The sequence below is a fragment of the Glycomyces sp. NPDC046736 genome, from assembly GCF_040645615.1.
Lineage (GTDB): Bacteria > Actinomycetota > Actinomycetes > Mycobacteriales > Micromonosporaceae > Glycomyces.
Map to the genome: position 1 here is coordinate 192,100 of NZ_JBEYYO010000002.1, position 18,124 is coordinate 210,223.

Consider the following 18,124-nt stretch of genomic DNA (forward strand, 5'->3'; position numbering starts at 1 on the left):
TATCACGACATGCGGGAACGGCCGGAGGCCGCCGTTGGCGTACCTTCGGTCATTCATATGTGATCATGAAGTCACGGAGTGTGTCGTAATGGCCTCGACCCGGAAGGAGGCGCGTTGCCGTGACAGACGAGTCGTACTTCCAAAACCACTTTCGCGATTCAACGATCACCAATTTCGTCCAAGCCAATCTCGTCAACCTGATTCCGCGCCCACCGATCAAACCTATGGAAATCCCGCTGCCGCCGAAAATCCTGATCGGCCGCGACTCCATAGTCGATGAAATCAGTCGCGGATTCGCCGACGGTACACACAATCCGGTCGTGGTCACCGGCCCCTCAGGGGTCGGAAAATCGGCGCTCGCCGCCAAGGTCGCGAAGCAGTCGGTCGATCAATTCCCTGACGGGCAGGTCCTCATCGACCTCGAAGACGAAGACGCCCTCCCTGCCCTCAGGTCGGCGCTCCTGCGCCTTGGCGTGGCGAAAGATCAGCTTCCCGATAGTTTCGGAGGCCTGCGTGCCAACCTCCGCTCGGTCACCAGCGGCAAGGCCATGCTATTCATCGTCGACGGCGCAGGCGACGCCCGAGACGGCCTGGACTTCGCACCCGCATCGGAGCATTCGGCCCTGGCGATATTCGCCCTTAAATCCACAGTAGACAAAATGGTGCCCCACATCCCGTTGTCGGAAATGAGTGTCGAAGAGGCCGTTCGAATGCTCGGACTCTCCATCGAAATCGACGGCCTCCCCGCCGGAACCGTCCTCGAAATGGTGCACCTCTACGGCACTCGCCCTTCGACAATCAGCCGACTTGCCGGACTGATTCGCGCCCGCGGCAACGACAGGACCCCCACGATCGACGTGATTCGCGACCTCGTCGAATCGCCCACTCCGGACCTGCTCGGCGCGACCTACCGCACCCTCTCCGTCTCCGGCGCATGGCTCTACCAATTCCTCAGCGTTCTGCCCGGCACCGAATTCGAGGAATCGCTCCTGGAACTGTTCGACACGCCGCAGCAATCCGGCAGCGACGTTCTCGAAGAACTGATCAACGCCCGACTGATTACCAGGCCCCGCGAGGGCTGGTGCCTCGTGGAGCCGGCGGTCACCAGGGACTCTGCCGCGCGGGGCCTGACCGAGAAACTGCCCATTCAGCTCGTCACTTCCCTGCGCGACAGTATTCGCTGGTATGTCAAACGCGCACAACTGGCCGATCGCTGGGTCATGAAAGAACGCCTCCGCCGCGCCCCGATGCCGAACGTGCCTGCCGAGAACTTCACCTCTGAGACCAAGGCGCTCGACTGGCTCCGCGCCAATCACGTCACCCTCCTCACAGCAGTGCGCATGGCCGCGCTACAAGGATGGACCGACGAAGCTTGGGCCCTCGCCGAAGCCATGTGGGCCTTGTACACCAACGTGCCCTACCCCGAAGAGGCCGAGCAGTGCTACACCGCGGCGGTCGACGCGACCCGCACTCCTCTCGACCGCGCCCGAATGCTCCTCTGCCTCGGACGCGTGCGCCTCGACCTGGGACGCTTCGCCGAATCCGAGCACAACCTGCGCGAGTCGCAAGCGCTGGCCGAGGCCGGCGGGGACCTCGAACTCGTGAGTTCGGCGGTGAGTCAGCTTGGGCGCGTCGAGTATTGGCAGGGACGCCTCGACCCCGCGATCGCACGCTTCGAGGAGGCCGAACGCCTGGCGAATTCGCACGGCACATCAAGGGCCGCAGCGATTCAGCTCATGTATCTCGGTCGCGTGCACCGCGATCGCGGCGATATCCACAAAGGACTTGAGTACTTCAAACATGCTCAGGACGCTTTTCTCGCGATCGGGGACGTCCGACACGTGGTGATCGTCGAGTCTCACATGGCCACCACCGGTGCCGCCCAGGGAATCCCGCACGCCGTGGAGGCCGCCGACCGGTCGATCGGATGGCTTCGAAAGGGCGGCATATCCAGGCACGAAGCTGAAGCGCAGGAACGCCTCGGCGCGATCCTAGAGGGCGCGGAGGGTCGGCGGCGGCTCGAAGCGGCGCTCGAAATCCATGAGCGGATCGGAAACCTCGCGCAGGCCCGGCGTCTCCGTCGCTTGTTGGAATAGCCAGGCGGGCAACGCGGCCGCGACCACGTCGAGCCGCCTGGGCTCGCATTCGAGGCTGAACGCCGCCCCACTTTGGAGCACGACCACGGCCGAGCCCGCACTGGTGGTGGCGCTTGCGGCGCGGGCGCGCGGCCATTCCTCCAGCAGTATTTCGGCCGCTTCGCGTGCGTGCTCGGGCGTGCGGTGCTGGTCGTGGTCGAGGAGAACTTCGGCTGCGGCCCAGAGCCTTCGGTCGGTACACGCGGTGCGGACGATGAGTGGGCCGTCCGTCTTGGCCTGGCTGACCGGTAGGCGCTCCCATGTGGCCAGATCGGGACCGAAGTGCACAATGAACCGCCAAGCCGAGGTCGCCCGGCACTCGGGGCGCGTCGGCGGGTCGGGCAGGCGTTGCTGTGCGGTGCCCTCCCAAGCCGGGATGCCGAGCATCTCGTAGGTCTTGGCGAGGATGCGTTCGCTCGGCTGGCCGTCGGCGAGGATGGGGCCGAAGTCGAAGTCCTGGCCGCGGTCCTTCGCGTCCAGGATCTGTTGCGGGAGCGGCTTTTCCAGATCGAGCCTGGGTGCGCCACGGCCGAAGTCGGCGAGTGGGGCATCGGCGGGCATCTGCTCGAAACCGAAGGCCGCCAACAGGACCGGCGTGCCGATCGCCGCGCCGTACTGGGTGGTGGAGCCGCTGTCGCCCACGATCACGTCGGCGGCGATGAGGAGCGCCCGCCAGCCGTCCTCGATCGGGGCCATGATCAGGCCGTTCGCGAGCTGCGGCGCGAAGACCCCGGCCGGGGTCGGGCCGTTGCCGTGCTCGATGTTCGGGTGAGGGATGAAGCCGACGCGGAACTCGTCCATCGGCAGCGTGCCGAGCAGCTGCTCAACGAGGTTCGCGCGGCCCCTCCCGACCAGCGACAGGTCGCCCCAGGTGGAGCAGACCACGACGAGGCATTCGCTTGGGGCCACACCGAACGCGTCCCGATACCGGTCTCTCCACTTGAGACTGTCCCGCATGCGCTGATGCCCGATGTCGCCCACGATCTCGGCCGCGGGCAGCGCTTCGGCGCAGTCGCGGGCCAGTTGCCGCAGCGCGGCCTCGCCTGCCAGCGGAAGCCAGTCGACCAGCGGCCGGTTGCGCCACGGCGCCCACGGCGGCCGGGGCCCGAGGAGCTGCTCGGGTGCGAGGCCGTAGACGCCGCTGAGGTCGGTGCGCATGCGGTTGTTGCCCGCGCCGTGAGTGATGATCATGAACGGGACGTGGCGGCCGAAGCGAGGCCCGGTGCGGAACAACTCGCGCGTCGGGCTCCCGGAGACCACCAGATGCGGCGCGAACTCCTGGACCTCGCTCCACGGGATCGTCCGCAGCCCTGAAGCGAGGAGGAAGCGGTGCGCCGCCGCTTCGAATTTCGAGCCGGGGATGACCGCGAATCTGAGGTCGAGTCGCGGATCCTGCGCGAGCTGCGGGAAGAGGTCGAACACGAGCCGCGCGAACGCCTGCATGTTGGTCGCGGCCAGCAGCACGCGACGGGTTCCCCCTTCGGGGAACGTCGCGTTGTCCGGCCTCATGTGCATGTCGCCGCTTCCAGCTGGGTCGATCGCGTTGCGCAGGAATCAGATTACGTTGCGAACTCAGGTTTGGGCAGGCAAGGTGTCCCGAATCTTGCCGGGTCGGGCCGAGATCGCCGTTCGGTTGTGTCCGATGTCAACCTATCCCGTTCGGGTGGCTTCGGGACGCCTTGTCGGCGCCGTCTGTGGGACGATATTCGAGGCGCGGGCCGGTCACGGCGCGCATTCCTCGCCGACATGGAGGCCCGCATGTCCGATACCCCGCTCCCGAACTTCGTCAACCGGCTCCACGACCGCGAGGCGGTCGCTCGGTTCCTTGACGGCGAGGCCCCCGCGGACCTGGTGATCACCGGTGAGAAGGGCGTGGGCAAGACCGACTTCGGCGGGATGCTGGCGCATTGGTTCAAAGACCGGTTCCCTGACGGCGTGGTCTTCGCGGACCTCTCCGACGATCCCGAGACGGTCATGCGCTCGATCCTCCACGGGCGCTTCGGGATCGAGCTCGATGCGCTTGAATCGGACATGGAGCTGCTGACGCTCCAGTACCAGTGGGTGACCCGACGCAAGACGCTGCTCGTGATCGTGGACAACGCGCCGTCCCGCGAGGCCGCCTCGGCCTTCAGGCCTGTGCCCGGACGGTCGGCCTGGCTCGTGCTCGCGCGCGAATGGCCTGGTCATGGCGCGGTGGCTCGCCACCACCTGGACCCGCTGCCGCCCGAGCACGCGGTCGAACTCATCCAGCGCTGCTTCCCCGGGATCTCGCTCGACACGGCCAGCGCGATTGTGGAGGAATGCGGAGGAAACCCGGAAGTGCTCCGGACCGCCGCGGGGTACTACGCGATCATGCTGGAGGCCGACGAGGCGCAGATTGCCCGGGCTGGAGCGCGCACTGGCGAGGACGCCGCTTCGAGGCGGGACGACACGCGGCGGTTGCTCTCGGAGTCGGCGAGTTGGCTCTATGGGCTTCTGCTGCAACTGCGGGGCCGCGAGTTCGAGGTGGAGATGCTCGCCGCGATCGACGGCGAAGCCGAGTTCCACTTGGGGGACTTGGTGAAAGCGCAGCTCGCGGAGTTCGTTCCCAGCTCGCCGGGCCGGTTCCGGGTGATCGGGGATGCTCCGGAAGGTGAACTGCCCCTTGGCTACCGACGCGACATGCCGGTGCTCATGGCCTGGTACACCGGCCGGGCGCAGATGGCCGACAGGTCGGTGAACGCGGAACGCCTCCGCCGGGGCACGATGCTCGACCCGGTGGGGAAGCCGTTCAAGGAGGCGGGCTCGGGCCTGGAATGGTTGCGCGAGAACCGCCAGACCTTGGAGGGTCTGGTGCGACTCGCCTCTACTATGGATCTTGGTGTGGAGGCGTGGGTGCTCGCTGAAGCGATGTGGCCCATGTACAACACCTCGCCGTTGCCGCTGGCGGCTATCGCGACCTATCGCACTGCGTTGGGTGCGACCCGTGACCAGATTGCTCGGGCGCGGACTTGTATTTTCTTGGGCCGCAAGCTGCTTGACGTGGAGCAGTACGACGAGGCGCGGGAACTGCTGGACGAGGCGGTCCGGCTCGCCCGGGAGCGCGGCGATGAGCGGATGCACATCGCAGCCGACGAGCAGGCCGCATGGATGCACTACTGGCAGGGCGATCGCGCTGCGGCGCAGTCGATTTGCATGAGCGGCTCCGAGCGGGCCCGGAAGCTGGGGTTGCAGCGCTCGCAGGCGCTGTTCTTGAAGCTGTTGGGCTTCGTGCACCGGGACTTGGGAGCAGAGGGCGCCGCACGCGACTGCTTCACGACGGTGCTGGAGCTGAGCGCTGAGAGGTCGCGCGATGCGCTGACGGCCGCGTTTGAGCTGGCGATGCTGGGCTCCGAGGCAGAGAAGGCGGGCGAAGCGATCGAGGGTTTGCGCGAGGGCGGTTTCACTTGGCAGGCAGCCGAATCGGCTGACCGGCTTGGGGTGCGGCTCGGCGGGGATGAGGGACGGCGCTGGCGCGAGTACGCGCGAGAGCTGATCAGCGAGTTTCGAGATCCTGACCGCGGAGGGTCCCCCGAAAGGGTGTAGACGCTTTAGGCGTGTCGCCTTGACGGTGAAGTCGCCTGCGTGTCAGGGTTTTTGGACGCGCAATGCGTGTAATTCAGCTCAACTGAATATGGCCGGTGGGCCGCCCCTCTCGTCGCTAAACAGATAGGCGGCCCACCCCCTACGCACCAGAGAGGCGAACCTCCCATGGTTGGCTCCACCCTACGCGAAAAATGGTCCGCGTCAACAGCTCAAAACGCACGATTCACTGAATCGGGAACGGATGACGTTCCCGATGTTTCCGCTGCTCAGCGTAAGTACGACGAGGCATGTTGGACGGCCGTCCGACCCGTTTCGGGCACCCCGCTCTGGGCCCGCCGGGCAGAAAGCGGCGGGCGAGCAGCGATCCCGCCGTGGGAACCGTGGCCCGACACCCCGCGAGACCCGGCCCGCTTCGCGGAGAAGCTGGCAAACGGGCGCAGGCTCGCTCCAGCGCAGGCGGCCCGAGAAATCGCAGCACCGAAACCGCAAGCGGCGCAGGGGCAGCGGCAGACGTCCCACGCCTGGCGAATCGCCTTCGACGAGCCCGCGAAGGGCGCAGCGACGGTCAGGGTGAGAACGGCGATCGAAGCGGGCGCGACGAGCGCGACGAAATCAGCGGTCAAGGCACGCGCAGCGGTCCCGGCGAGCGAGATGCGCACGGCGGGCGTGGCGAAGTCGGCAGTCAAGGCAGGCGCAGCGGTCGCGGCGGAAGTGGTGGCCGGTCCCGGCAACGCAGGCCCGGCGCGCGAGGTGCAGGCGGCGGCGCCGATGCGCTCTGTGGATCCGTTTGCGGCGCTGCGGAAACGGGTCGCGTTGCTCTTCGGGTTCGCGTACCTGCTGCTGTTCGCGCTGGCCTCGGGCCTGTCGGTGTACATGCCGCTGTCGGCCGACGGCCGAAACGAGGATGCGGAGGATGAGGGCGACACCTCCGAGCGTCCAACACTCCACGGCACCCCGCCCCAAACCGATTACCGCCCAAGGCCACACCCCCACCCCGACCCGCACACACCGGGCCTGCACATCCGACCGGACGGCTCGCGCTACCTGATCGTCCCCCTCAACTTCGCAGGAGCCGCAGCATGAACCGGTTCCTCCAACGCAACAACGCACCGCTGGACCCGACCTTCGTACTCGGCAAAGCCTGGATCGGCGGCCGCTTCCTCCGCTTCGACGCGAGCTTCAGCCAATCAAGAATCCGAGTCACCTTCGCCGGAGTCGACACGATCGCAGTCGGCTCAGTGATCTACCTCGACACCGACCTCCCCGCCCTAAGAGTCAGCTCCCCAATAGACGCCGAATGGGCCGGCCTCCACTGCGCCGAAATCATTGACGAAGCCAAACGAATCTGGGCAGAAGCCCTCCGCGAATGCAACGGCTAACAAACCCAACCACCCCGCCCGGCCAGAAGGCCGGGCGGGACAGGCGGGGCCAGGGATCGTCTGCCGTTCCGGACCCACGCCGCAACGCGATCGGCCATATACTGGCGGCACCCTCATACTCACAACTGGAAAGCTCCGCGCCCCGCCCATGAAGTTCATCGCCGAGCACGCGCTCCCCTTGGGACTGACACTCACCGCCGCATGCATCGCGCTGGCGCTTGTGCGGTACCTCTTCGCCCCTCGGGAGTCGAAGAAGTTCGTCGCCAACGTCCTGGCGCTTGCGTTCCTCTTTCTCGTCACCACGTTCTGGTTCGTGGCGAACCGCGACTACATCACCAGCTTCTCGGACCTCGTCAACGAGGCACCCCCGCCCTCCGTGCCGACCGAGACCGGCATCAGCGAATGGAAGGCTGCTTTCAGCGACTTCGAACTGGTCTGGCCCGAGGGAGACACGCTCCAGACCGAGCGGCCGCCGGACCTGATCAGCTTTGACCCCGAGACCGGCGGCTACTACGCGGGGGAAAGGATGCAGGCTGGCGCGACCTTCTTCGCGGCCATCGGTTTCGAGGGCGACGAGGTCGACTGGTTCACCTGCCATGCGGCCGGCATCCGCACCGATGTCGCGGAGGACTTCCTCAACACCTGCTGGAGTGCGGCGGCGGTCATCGGCGCCGACCAGGCCGCGGGAGCCGAGTGGTTCGCGTCAATGCTCGTGCCGCCAGCCGAGTCGAGCCAGATCGTCAGGGACAGCGAGACCAATTGCCCGGTGGAACTCATCGCGGTCTCGTTGAGCCCCACCGAGAACTACCTGAACACACAGTTCAGCATCACCCCGGCACCGGATTGCTGATGAACCAGCCTCCAGGAGACGAGCGTTGATCGGTTCAGCGGAAGAGTTCGTGAGGCTTCGATCGAGCAGTGATCCCGTCGAGTACGGGCGCGCTGCACACGGACGAATCGGTTCGGCTGAGGGTCGCCTGCCATCGGAACGCCGCGGAGGCGACGCTGCGCATGCTTGAGCACGATTCATGGGATGAGATTCGCGAGGTCGTGCAAGACCGGCTCGCCCGCTAAGGGTTGCCCGAGCTTCCAAGGAAGGCTACGTCTCAGTTGGTGATGGTTCCGGCTTGCATGGTTAGGGAGCGGGCTTGGAAGGATTTTCGGAGTTGGCGGTCGTGGGTCACCAGGATGACGGTGCCGTCGTAGTCGGCGAGGGCTGCTTGGAGGTCCTCGGCGAGAGCGGGGGTGAGGTGGTTGGTCGGCTCGTCAAGGAGCAGGAGGTCGACAGGGCTGGTGACCAGGCGGGCGAGTTCGAGGCGGCGGCGCTGGCCCCAGGAGAGGTCGTCCACGCGGCGACCGAAGTCCTCGGCTTCGAACAGACCCAGGTGCCAGAGTGCCTCGGCGTGTTCGTCGATGGTGCCGACCCGCCCGTCGGCGAAGGCCCGGAGCACCGACCTGCGGTCGGGTTCGGGCGAGGTGTGCTGGCGCAGGTGTCCAGTGATCCCAGTGCGGGTGACGGTGCCGGTCTCGGGTTCGAGTTCGCCCGATATCAGCTGTAGGAGCGTGGACTTCCCTGCACCGTTGGGCCCGGTGATCAGGAGGCGTTCACCGTGCTCGACCGACAGCTCAGGCACATTGAGGCGGCCGTCGAGGCGCACCTGGTGCAACCGCACCGCCGCAGTGGTGCCCGAGGTCGCCAGGCCCGCGCTGAAACGCAGCGGTTTCACCGGCGGCCGTACCGGATTACGTTGCAGCACTTCGAGTCGCCGCTTCGCGATCGTGATGCGGCTGCTCGCGCCGTGAGTGCCGCTGCGGACCGGCGCCAGTCGAGATTTGGGGACCTTGCGGGGAATGGCGGCCAGGTTGCCCGCGTTGTCCTCGATGATCGAGCGCTGGCGGTCCACCTCGGCGCTCCAGTGCGCGTAGGCGGCCTCGGCCTGACGGCGTGAGACCGCTTTCGCGGTGAGGAATCCTCTGTAGCCGTTGCCGTAACGGCCGATTCTGTGGTCGCTGACTTCGATGATCGTGTCGGTGACCGCTTCGAGGAACGCCCGGTCATGGGTGACGGCGACGACCGTGCCGGGCCAGTCGCGAAGCTCGGCTTCGAGCCAGGCGAGGGCAGCGTCGTCAAGATCGTTGGACGGCTCGTCGAGCAGCAGCAGCGCGGGCCGGGAGGCGAGAGTCGCGGCAAGCATGAGACGCGAGCGCTCCCCTCCCGACAACGTCCCCAATCGCCGGTCCCGTCCGATGCCGCCCACACCCAGGTGGGTGCAGGCGCGTTCGACCCGCACGTCAGCGCCCCATCCCTCACGGGCTTCGAAGCGCTGGAGCAATTCGGCGTACCTCTGGGCCGCCGCGTCCCCGCCCGATGCCAGATCGCGTTCAGCTGCACGCATCGCCTGCTCAAGGCCCCGCAGGCCAGCCAGCGCGAGGTCGATCGCGTCCGCGACGGTCCGCTCCTCGGGCAGGTCGATCCGCTGCGGCAGATAACCGACGCCGTCGGGAGCGTCGACGATGATCTCACCGTTTTCAGGCTTTTCGACGTGAGCGAGCAGACGCAGCAGCGTCGACTTGCCCGAACCGTTGTCACCGACGATGCCGACCCGCTCCCCCGACGCGACGGTGAACGTGACCTGGTCGAGCACGAGTTGGGCGCCGTAGCGCTTGGTCGCACCGGCGACGACGAGTTGGCTGAGGCGATACACCTGTCACAGACTATTTCGGGACGACAAGGGCGACTGCGCCCAGTTGTCGGCTATGGCTGGTTCTCGATGGGGGTGAGGGTTGGTGGTGGGTTGAAGGTTTGGGCGAGGACTTTGGTGAGGTCCGGGATTTCGGGTGTGGGGTTGAGGGTGCCTCGGACCAAGTGGTCGTAGATGGCCGAGGGGATTGCGTCGAGTTGGGTGGCATTGGCTTCGACTTGGAAGGCGGGGCCGTCGCGGGTGATGACGATTGCGTGTGCTTGATCGTCGGTTTGGGGGCTCGTGGTGTTGTAGGCCGGGGCTTTGATTCTGGTGCTTGCCACTCGGCTGATCGGGTGGCGTTGTAGGAGTGTCCGGGTCGCAGTGATCGCTTTGTCGACAGTGGTTGGTTGGGTGTGGCTGAGGATTACGTTGGCGGCGTTGCGGAGGCGGGGGTCGGGGGTGGCGGTGTCGGCTACCAGGTGGCCGTCCCTGTAGTCGGGGATCGTGGTCGGTATCGAGATCGGGTAGCGGGTTCCGTTGGAGCCGTTAGGAGCCCAGCGCCAGGAATAGGTGGGTCGGCATTGGGGGAGCTGGGCGGGCAGCGGGACCGCTGGGGGTGCTGGAGGTGCCGGGGGTGCGAGGTTCAGCAGGCGGTAGGCCGCCGTTGCCAGGCGGGTTGCCGGGCCCGGGGTCGGTTCGGCGAGTGCTGCTGCGTAGTCGAATTCGACAGGGCCCCTTGCGATCGCTTCGCGCAGTTGCGGGGCGGCCGGTTTGGCTTGGTTGAAGCGTGGGGCCGTTCTGCCGAAGCGGGCGAGAGGGAGTTCTGGGGGCATGTTGGCGAAGCCGAAGGTGGCCAGTAGGACTGGGAGGCCTATCGTTGCTCCGAAGAACGTCACTGAGCCGTGGTCGCCGATGATGCAGTCTGCGGCGACGAGTGCTGCTCTCCAGCCTTCGTCTGGCGGGATCATGATGAGGCCGTTTTGGAGTTGCGGGTGGAGGAGGCCGGTCAGGCGCGAAGGCGCGGTGAGGTCGTCGTTGGGGTGGGGGATGTAGGCCAGCGCGAAGTCGTCCAGGGGGAGCTCTGCGTGGAGGCGTTCGGGGAGGGTTTCGGCTTTGCGGCCTAGAGCCGTTGCGTCCCATGAGGATGAGAGCAGGATCAGGTTGCGGCCCTCGACGCCTAGGGCTTCTCGGTAGGCGTCTCTTTGGGCCGTGCTCGCTCGGAGGCGTTCGAGGCAGACGTCGCCGCAGACTTCGGCGTGGGGCACGGCCGCCGGGCAGTCGATTGCGAGGCGGGTCAGGGCTGCGGGGCCGGGGAGGGCCATGAAGTCGGGGACTTGGCCTTCGGGGCCTTGGATCTGTTCGGGGGAGAGGCCGGAGACGCCGCTGAGTTCGGGGCGGAGGCGGTTGTGGCCTGCGCCGTGGGGGAGGGTGAGGACTGGGGCGTCGGCTTCGTAGAGGCAGGGGTCGGGGCTTGCGGTGACGACGAGGTCGGGGGCGAGGGTGCGGGCGGTGGACCAGGGGAGGAGTTCGATGTCGTTGCGGTGGGCGAAGTCGGGTGCGCCGGATTCGAAGCGGGAGCCGGGGATGAGGGTGTAGGCGATGGTGAGGCGGGGGTCGGGGGAGAAGAGCGGCTCGACGTCGTAGCGGAGGCGGGCCAGCGCTTGGGAGGTGCGGCCCGCGAAGAGGAGGAGCCTGCGGTTTCCGCTAAGCGACCGCGAATTCCGGCTTGCGGCTTGCGGCTTGCGGCTTGCGGCTTGCGGCTTGCGGCTTGCGGCTTGCGGCTTGCGGCTTGCGGCTTGCGGCTTGTCGATCATCTTATCGGTTTTCGGCCCTCAATCGACGGATCGCGACCGCGTGTCGCGAAGATATGTTAACCGCCCGTTGGCGTTCCGGCCGCGCGCGCCACGCCCGCCGAACCGGTGTCCCGGCCGACTCCGGCACGCTAGCATCGGCCGGTGAGCGAATTGCGGAGCAGGAGGTCGACGTGGGTCGGCCGGTGGCTGGAGCCGGTGTGGTGACGGTGCTCGCCGCCGTGCTCGGCTTCGCGACCATCGCTGTCTTGGTGCGGCTCTATCTCGTCGCGAACCTGCGGGACGGCGATACGGCCGCCGCGCGGCCCGCGCGTGCGCTCATGGTCGCAGGGGGTGTGATCACTGCGGTAGGTCTCGTGCTGGTCGCTTTCGACCCGTGGGACACCGCCGATGCCGCCGCGATCCTGACGCTCGTCGGCGGCTCGATCGTGTTCCTGGCCGGGAGCCTGGTGTGGCATCGGGCGGTCTCGGGGCGCGTGTCGCGGTCGCGGGCGTTGGCGATCGGGGCGCTGGTGTGCTTCGCGTGCATCGGGTTCGCACTGCCGGGAGTCGTGCTCGCCGCGCTGGTGTTCGCGGTGCTGCTGCTGTTGGCGCTGGTCGCCTCGGGCTGGTTCACGCCGCCTTCGGCGAGCGTGCGCGAATGACGCGGCGCGCTCGCATGCGGGGCGGCGGCGTGTCACACCAGCGGGGTGTGCGCGTGAGCCTTCAGCATGCGCTGGCGGCGGCCGTCGTGGCAGCGCTCAACCACGGGGCGCGTCTCGCCACCGGCTTGCCCAACGGGGTGCGCGAGTGACCCTTCGATACGCACTCGCGGCGGCCGTCCTCGCGGCTCTCGCCTACGGGATGCTCGCCGGTCTCGGCACCGGCGCTCCCGACGGTGTCACCGCCGACTGCTTCCACCTCGCCCCCGACGGGACGATCGCCGACTGCCCTGAAGCGCCCGAACCCGCCCCCACCGCCGCCGTCCAAGCCGCGAACTGGGCCTGGTGGGGCCCGGCCGCCGCACCGGTAACCTTGGGGGCCTTGGTGATCGCAGCGTGGTTCAGGATCAGGGCTCGGTTCGCTCGGTCATCCGAAGGCGCATCGAGGGCTCCTTCGTCCGGTTGAACCCGTACCGCTGGTACAGCCCCTCGCCGTCCCCGGTCGCCAGCAGCTCGACCGTGGCCACGCTCTGCTGGTCGAACCAGTCGAGCAGCGCCGTGACGCACGAGCGGCTGAAACCGCGCCTGCGCCACTGCGGATCGGTGACCACGTTGAACACCCACCCGACCCGGCCCGACAGGTTCACCGGGAACGGCAGCCGCTCCTCGATGGTCCCGGCGGCGCACGCGGCCAGCCCGGCCCCGTCAGGCGCGTCGATCACGGTCACGGCCATCGTCGGCTTCGGCTCGTCCAGGCGGCGGCGCAGCACCTCAGCGGCCTCGGACTTCCACGTGCTGTCGCTCATGTCGAACCATTCGGCGATCATGACCTCGCGGAGGCGGATGATCTCGTCGATGTCGCCGAGTTCGGCGTGCCGTGCGTTCACCATGCCGGGAGCCTACGCCCCCGGCGCGGCGCGTGACGGGTTCCCTTGGCGCGCAGAACGTGCCATGATGGCCTCTATGTCCCGTCGCCCCAAGGACCTCACGCCGCAGGAGCTCCGCTTCGAACCGCAGAAGCCGGTGCGCTGGCTCTCGCCGCGCACGCTGCTGGACACGAGCATGCGTTTCGGGCTGGCGCGCGTCTTCGGCGGCTACGTCGACAAGCGCGAGATCATCGGCGGCCGCCCGCAGGAGACGTTCGCGCACACCGAGACCGGCGAGCTGTGGCTCGACTACGTGGCCGACGTGGGCGACGGCTTCAACGCGACCTATTCGATCGCGCACCTCCTTGCCCAGGACCACGTGGAGGTCCCCGACGGCAAGGGCGGGACGCTGCACCTGCCGAGGGGCTCGGTGCTCGTCATGGGCGGTGACGAGGTCTACCCGGCCGGGGACTGGCTGGAGTACGAGCGGCGCATGAAGGGCCCGTACGAGGCCGCGAACCCCGGGAACCCCGTTGCGCTGTATGCGATCCCGGGAAACCACGACTGGTTCGACGGGCTCACCGCGTTCGCCCGGCAGTTCACCGAGGGCCGCACGATCGGCGGGTACCGGACCTTCCAGAAGCGCTCCTACTTCGCGCTGGAGCTGCCGCACCGCTGGTGGCTGTTCGCGGTGGACGCCCAGTTCGACACGCACCTGGACCAGAACCAGATCGAGTACTTCCGCAAGGCCGCCGAGCGGATGCGCCCCGGCGACCAGGTGATCCTGTGCGTGCCGCAGCCGTCGTGGCTGTGGACCGAGGAGGACCCCCGGTCCTTCGACCGGATCGACCACTTCATCCGGGACGTGGTGGCCGCGCGCGGGGCGCGGGTCCCGTTGATCCTCACCGGGGACCGCCACCACTACGCGCATTACGCGGAGGTCGACGGCTCCCGCCACCTCGTGACCGCCGGTGGCGGCGGCGCGTACCTCTCGCCCACGCACACGCTGCCCGACGACCTGACCGCGCCGAAGCGCTCCATCCCCGAACCCGATGCGCGCGAACGGCAGTACCGGCTGACGCAGACATACCCGTCGAAGGCGAAGTCGCTCTCCTACGCGCTCGGGATCTTCGGTCGGCTGCCGTGGCTGAACAAGGGCTTCGTGGCACTGATGAGCGTGGTCTCGCTCATCGCGACAGTGTCCATTCTGGAGGGCACGGGGACGTTCGTGGCCGTGGCGGCGGTGCTGCTGGCCGCCGGGGTCGCCTTCGCGCACCCCGGGGAAGGCAGCCGCACGGCCCGGCACTACATGCTCGGCGGCGTCCACGGCGCGGCCCAGGTGGCGCTGGCATGGGCAGGGGCGCAGGTGATCCGCTCGCTCCCCAACGTCGAGTTCTGGACCTACCTGGCGTACCTGCCGGTGGCGGGCCTGGTGGGCACCTGGCTCGTGGGGCTCTACCTCGTGGTCGCGAACCGGTTGGGCGTCAACGCGAACGAGCTGTTCGCGGGCATGTCGGTGATCGACCAGAAATGCTTCCTGCGCATCCGCATCGACGCCTCCGGGGCCACCGTCTACCCGATCGGCCTCGACCGGGCCGGACGCCACTGGAAAGCCGATCCCCAAGGCGGCGAGACCGACTCGTGGATCAAACCCGCAGAACCATTGCGGCCCAGGCTCATCGAACCGGGCTTCGCGGCCCAGCACCCGGGCCCGCGGCGCGACCAGCTGCCGCGCCAGAGCGCCGTGCGCCGCCTCGTGGCCCAGGCCGGGGACTGGTTCAACCTCAGGCTCTGATCACTCGCCGCGCCCCAGCTCGGGCTCGGGCGGGGTCTCCAGGTTCGCCTCCGGGCCGTGCCCGCCCTGGCCCATGAGCCGGTGCAGGCCGCCCGAGAAGATCGCCAGCACCACCGCGGTGAGGATCGCGATCCCCGCGAGGATGAAGAAGAACGCCTGCTCGCCGTAGCGCGGCACCAGGAACGCGAACGCCTGCCCGCCAAGGGGAGTGCCCACGGCCGGGCCGAGGAACCACACGCCCATCAACTGGCCCTTGAGCGCGGTCGGCGCCAACTGCGTCGTCACCGACAGGCCCACCGGGGAGACGCACAGCTCGCCCCACGTGAGCAGCAGGTACACCACGACCATCCACCCGAGCGCGACCAGGATGCCCGAGTCGGCCCGGCCCTGGAGATACCCCAGGAACACCCACGACAGGCCCGTCAGGCCCACACCCAGCGCGAACTTGTACGCGGTGCCGAACCCGGCCCCGGCCTTGAGCCAGAGGATGCCGAAGATCGGCGAGAAGATCAGGATGAAGATCGTGTTGAAGTTCTGCACCCCGCCCGCGGGCAGGTGGAAGCTCCACGAGTCGAGGTCGACCGAGTTCGACGCGAACGCGGTGAGGATCGAACCCATCTGGAGGTACAGCATCCAGAACACGACCGAGGCGATGAACAGGCCGACGTACGCGCGCAGGCCCGCCTTCTCGGCGGGCGTGACGTCCTTGGCCTCGCCGAAGATGTAGATGAAGTACCAGACCGCGGCCGCGATCGACAGGATCGTCACCACGGTCGGGACCGTCGAGAGGGTGAGCGTCCCGGTCGCGGCCCAGATCGCGATCGCCACGGCCGCGACCACCAGCGAGATCACGACGATCCGGACGACCTTGCCGCGCTCGGCGTCGCCGAGCGGGCGCGAGGGGCCCACGCCGGTGCCCGTCAGGCGCGACCAGCCGCGCACGTACCACAGCAGCCCGATCGCCATCCCGATCGCGGCCGCGCCGAAGCCCAGGTGCCAGCGGTCCTCGCCGGCTAGGTACGGGGTGATGAGGATGCCGAGGAACCCGCCGAGGTTGATGCCCATGTAGAACACCGAGAACCCGGCGTCGCGCCGCGCGTCGGAGTCGCCGTCGTAGAGCCTGCCGACCATCACCGAGATGTTCGGCTTCAGCAGGCCCGAACCGATCACGATCAGGAACAGGCCGAAGAACACCAGGCCCGCGCCGCTGACCGGGATGGCCATCGAGATGTGGCCGCACATGATGACGATGCCGCCGATGAGCACCGCCCGCCGCGCGCCCAGGACGCGGTCGGCGATCCAGCCGCCCGGCAGCGACGTCAGGTACACCGCGCCCGAGTACAGCGACGCGATCGGGACCGCGACCGTGTCCTCCAACCCCAGGCCGTTCTGCATCACGTTCGCGGTGAGGAACACCAGCAGGATGCCCTGGAGACCGTAGAAGCTGAACCGCTCCCACATCTCGGTCCCGAACAGGACGGCCAGACCCCGCGGGTGCCCGAAGAAGGTCTTCTCGCGAGCGGCGGGGTATTCACGGTGGGACGGCTCGCTGTGAGACATCGGCGCTCCCGGTATGCGTGCGGACCGGCGCGGGCGCGCGCCGACAACTGCCGACGCTAATAGCTCCCAAGAACCTCCGGAGGCCAAACCGAGATCTGTCGTACCGGAACGGGCGCGCTGCGATTGTTTGTCTGATATGCGGCTTTGATTGGTTTACGATCCGCACTATGAGCGATGATCCGTACTGGAACCCCGGACAGGCAGGCGAGCCCTCGGGCCGCTTCTCCGGAGGCGACCCGCTGGTGACCGGCGACTTCGAGAGCTGGTGGCACGCCACACTCGACGTGGTGCAGCGCTCGTGGCGCACGGTCGGCCTCATCCTGCTCATCGGCGTGGTGCTGCCGCGCTGGATCCTCGGGGCCTTCAACAGCAACGTGCGCGACACCGAGGTGAAGGTCGACGTCACCGACTTCGGCGCGGTCGTGCGCGAGTACGCGCCCAGCGCGATCGTCGGATTCATCGGGGTGATCCTCAGCCTCGCGGTGCTGTACGTGGCCGGGTCGGCCGCGTTGGCGGCGGTGCGAGTGGCCACCGCCGAGGCCGCGGGCGGGTTCCTGAGCCTGGGCGAGGCGTTCCGGTTCGGGTTCCGGCGGGGCGGGAAGTTCTTCCTGTGGCTGCTCCTGGCCTGGGTCACGATCGGCGTGGGCCTGGTGCTGTGCGTGCTGCCGGGCCTGTGGGCGATCTTCGCGCTGAGCCTGATGGCCCCGGCGGCGGTGTTCGAGGCCAGGCGGAGCCCGTACGCGCGGTCGATCCAGTTGACGCACTCGGCGTTCTGGCCCGCGCTCGGGCGGCTCATCATCGTGGTGCTCGTGGCGATCGCGGCGAACATCATCATCAACATGGTCGGCCTGCTGCTGGCGGGGGTGTGGCACGGCCTGTTCGCGCCGTGGCTGGCCGCGGTGCTGACGATCATCACCGAGGCGATCATGGCGCTGCTGCTGCTCGCGCCGATGATCTGGATCCTGGCCGCCTCGCTGTGCACGTACGCGTGGCTGCGCGGGCGCACCGAGTCGGTCTCGGCGACCTCGCTTTCGGCGGAGGCCGCGGGAGCGACGGCCCCGGCCGCGCCGCAGGGCGGGTACTTCGGCGGCCCGGCCGCGGGAGCGGCGGGTTACGAAGGGCAGCAGGGGTACTCGGGGCAGCCGCCGCAGGCCCCGCCGTACGCGGACCCGAGCCATCAGCAGGCGCCCGGCGCGGGCGGATGGCCGCAGGAACCGGGCCAGCCGCCGCAGGCGGGCGGCCAGGCGGGACAGCAGCCGTGGGAAGCGCCGCAGGCGCCGTTCGCGGACCCGGGCCAGGCGCCCGGTGGCGGGCAGCCGCCGTACTCGGAGCCGACGCAGCCGCAGACCGACCCGAACCAGTACGCCGATCCCGGGCAGCCGCTTCCCGAGCCCGGGGTGTGGCCGCAGGAGCCGACGCAGCCCGATCTCGAGCAGCCGGGGCACTCCACCGATCCCGTCGATCCGGCCGACCCGGGGGAGCCCGGGCATCCGGGCAGGCCCGACCAGCCGGGGCCGACCTCGTAGGACTTCACCGCGACGCAAGACTCGGACGCCGGGGCCCCCGCTCCGGCGTCCGCGCTTTTCACCACTCGGAACGCGCCCCGGATTGGCACTCTCGGGGTGAGAGTGCTATACCTGGTTTTGGCACTCGCCTCTGGGGAGTGCTAACAAACGTGTTGAGGTGGTC

At 68.2% G+C, this 18,124-nt stretch carries 14 protein-coding genes; 9 read left to right on the top strand and 5 right to left on the bottom strand.

Annotated features, from left to right (window positions below):
• The first annotated feature begins 119 nt into the window (after positions 1-119).
• Positions 120-2,096: a tetratricopeptide repeat protein gene (locus AB0B28_RS02820; protein ID WP_360115419.1), complete on the top strand. Its 1,977-nt coding sequence runs from the start codon at positions 120-122 to the stop codon at positions 2,094-2,096.
• Here AB0B28_RS02820 and AB0B28_RS02825 read toward each other — a convergent pair.
• Positions 1,992-3,650: a hypothetical protein gene (locus tag AB0B28_RS02825; protein WP_360115422.1), complete on the bottom strand. Its 1,659-nt coding sequence runs from the start codon at positions 3,648-3,650 to the stop codon at positions 1,992-1,994. The two genes, AB0B28_RS02820 and AB0B28_RS02825, sit on opposite strands and share 105 nt — an antisense overlap.
• A gap of 243 nt (positions 3,651-3,893) precedes the next feature.
• Between AB0B28_RS02825 and AB0B28_RS02830 the strand changes: the two genes are divergently transcribed.
• From AB0B28_RS02830 to AB0B28_RS02845, 4 genes are all read left to right on the top strand, one after another.
• The gene (locus AB0B28_RS02830) at positions 3,894-5,699 is read left to right on the top strand and encodes an ATP-binding protein (RefSeq protein WP_360115425.1); all 1,806 of its coding nucleotides are present in this window, start codon (positions 3,894-3,896) and stop codon (positions 5,697-5,699) included.
• A gap of 570 nt (positions 5,700-6,269) precedes the next feature.
• A complete protein-coding gene (locus tag AB0B28_RS02835; RefSeq protein ID WP_360115428.1) occupies positions 6,270-6,782 on the top strand; it encodes a hypothetical protein in 513 nt (170 codons plus the stop codon).
• Positions 6,779-7,078, top strand: coding sequence for a hypothetical protein (locus tag AB0B28_RS02840; protein ID WP_360115431.1), 300 nt, complete (start codon positions 6,779-6,781; stop codon positions 7,076-7,078). Before AB0B28_RS02835 ends, AB0B28_RS02840 begins: the two co-directional genes overlap by 4 nt.
• Before the next feature lie 148 nt (positions 7,079-7,226).
• Entirely contained in the window at positions 7,227-7,928 is a 702-nt protein-coding gene (locus AB0B28_RS02845; protein ID WP_360115434.1) for a hypothetical protein, read from the top strand.
• A gap of 256 nt (positions 7,929-8,184) precedes the next feature.
• On the opposite strand, the gene abc-f is transcribed toward AB0B28_RS02845, so the two are convergent.
• Both abc-f and AB0B28_RS02855 read right to left on the bottom strand, forming a co-directional pair.
• A complete protein-coding gene (abc-f, locus tag AB0B28_RS02850; protein ID WP_360115437.1) occupies positions 8,185-9,783 on the bottom strand; it encodes a ribosomal protection-like ABC-F family protein in 1,599 nt (532 codons plus the stop codon).
• 50 nt (positions 9,784-9,833) lie between these two features.
• On the bottom strand, positions 9,834-11,576 hold the full coding sequence (locus AB0B28_RS02855; protein ID WP_360115440.1) for a hypothetical protein: 1,743 nt from the start codon (positions 11,574-11,576) through the stop codon (positions 9,834-9,836).
• A 53-nt stretch (positions 11,577-11,629) separates the two neighbouring features.
• On the opposite strand from AB0B28_RS02855, the gene AB0B28_RS02860 reads away from it, so the two are divergent.
• Together AB0B28_RS02860 and AB0B28_RS02865 are read left to right on the top strand one after the other, a co-directional pair.
• On the top strand, positions 11,630-12,217 hold the full coding sequence (locus AB0B28_RS02860) for a low temperature requirement protein A (protein ID WP_360115911.1): 588 nt from the start codon (positions 11,630-11,632) through the stop codon (positions 12,215-12,217).
• Positions 12,218-12,362: 145 nt separating this feature from the next.
• A complete protein-coding gene (locus AB0B28_RS02865; protein ID WP_360115443.1) occupies positions 12,363-12,680 on the top strand; it encodes a hypothetical protein in 318 nt (105 codons plus the stop codon).
• Here AB0B28_RS02865 and AB0B28_RS02870 read toward each other — a convergent pair.
• Positions 12,622-13,104 carry a GNAT family N-acetyltransferase gene (locus AB0B28_RS02870; RefSeq protein WP_360115446.1) on the bottom strand — a complete coding sequence of 161 codons (483 nt, stop codon included), beginning with the start codon at positions 13,102-13,104 and terminating at the stop codon, positions 12,622-12,624. The genes AB0B28_RS02865 and AB0B28_RS02870 overlap by 59 nt on opposite strands.
• A gap of 73 nt (positions 13,105-13,177) precedes the next feature.
• Between AB0B28_RS02870 and AB0B28_RS02875 the strand changes: the two genes are divergently transcribed.
• Positions 13,178-14,875 carry a metallophosphoesterase gene (locus tag AB0B28_RS02875; protein ID WP_360115449.1) on the top strand — a complete coding sequence of 566 codons (1,698 nt, stop codon included), beginning with the start codon at positions 13,178-13,180 and terminating at the stop codon, positions 14,873-14,875.
• Here the strand turns inward: AB0B28_RS02875 and AB0B28_RS02880 are convergent, their stop codons facing one another.
• Positions 14,876-16,435: an oligopeptide:H+ symporter gene (locus AB0B28_RS02880; protein WP_360115452.1), complete on the bottom strand. Its 1,560-nt coding sequence runs from the start codon at positions 16,433-16,435 to the stop codon at positions 14,876-14,878. It lies immediately after the preceding gene.
• 167 nt (positions 16,436-16,602) lie between these two features.
• On the opposite strand from AB0B28_RS02880, the gene AB0B28_RS02885 reads away from it, so the two are divergent.
• Complete coding sequence (locus tag AB0B28_RS02885; protein WP_360115455.1) at positions 16,603-17,961, top strand: hypothetical protein; 1,359 nt, start codon at positions 16,603-16,605, stop codon at positions 17,959-17,961.
• Positions 17,962-18,124 lie beyond the last annotated feature (163 nt).

Excerpts from the sequence above, each read along its gene's own strand:
- AB0B28_RS02830 (WP_360115425.1), top strand. The coding sequence starts at position 3,894 with ATGTCCGATACCCCGCTCCCGAACTTCGTCAACCGGCTCCACGACCGC.
- AB0B28_RS02860 (WP_360115911.1), top strand. The coding sequence starts at position 11,630 with ATGTTAACCGCCCGTTGGCGTTCCGGCCGCGCGCGCCACGCCCGCCGA.
- AB0B28_RS02825 (WP_360115422.1), bottom strand. The coding sequence starts at position 3,650 with ATGCACATGAGGCCGGACAACGCGACGTTCCCCGAAGGGGGAACCCGT.
- AB0B28_RS02885 (WP_360115455.1), top strand. The coding sequence starts at position 16,603 with ATGAGCGATGATCCGTACTGGAACCCCGGACAGGCAGGCGAGCCCTCG.
- AB0B28_RS02875 (WP_360115449.1), top strand. The coding sequence starts at position 13,178 with ATGTCCCGTCGCCCCAAGGACCTCACGCCGCAGGAGCTCCGCTTCGAA.
- AB0B28_RS02880 (WP_360115452.1), bottom strand. The coding sequence starts at position 16,435 with ATGTCTCACAGCGAGCCGTCCCACCGTGAATACCCCGCCGCTCGCGAG.
- AB0B28_RS02840 (WP_360115431.1), top strand. The coding sequence starts at position 6,779 with ATGAACCGGTTCCTCCAACGCAACAACGCACCGCTGGACCCGACCTTC.
- AB0B28_RS02855 (WP_360115440.1), bottom strand. The coding sequence starts at position 11,576 with ATGATCGACAAGCCGCAAGCCGCAAGCCGCAAGCCGCAAGCCGCAAGC.
- AB0B28_RS02870 (WP_360115446.1), bottom strand. The coding sequence starts at position 13,104 with ATGGTGAACGCACGGCACGCCGAACTCGGCGACATCGACGAGATCATC.
- AB0B28_RS02845 (WP_360115434.1), top strand. The coding sequence starts at position 7,227 with ATGAAGTTCATCGCCGAGCACGCGCTCCCCTTGGGACTGACACTCACC.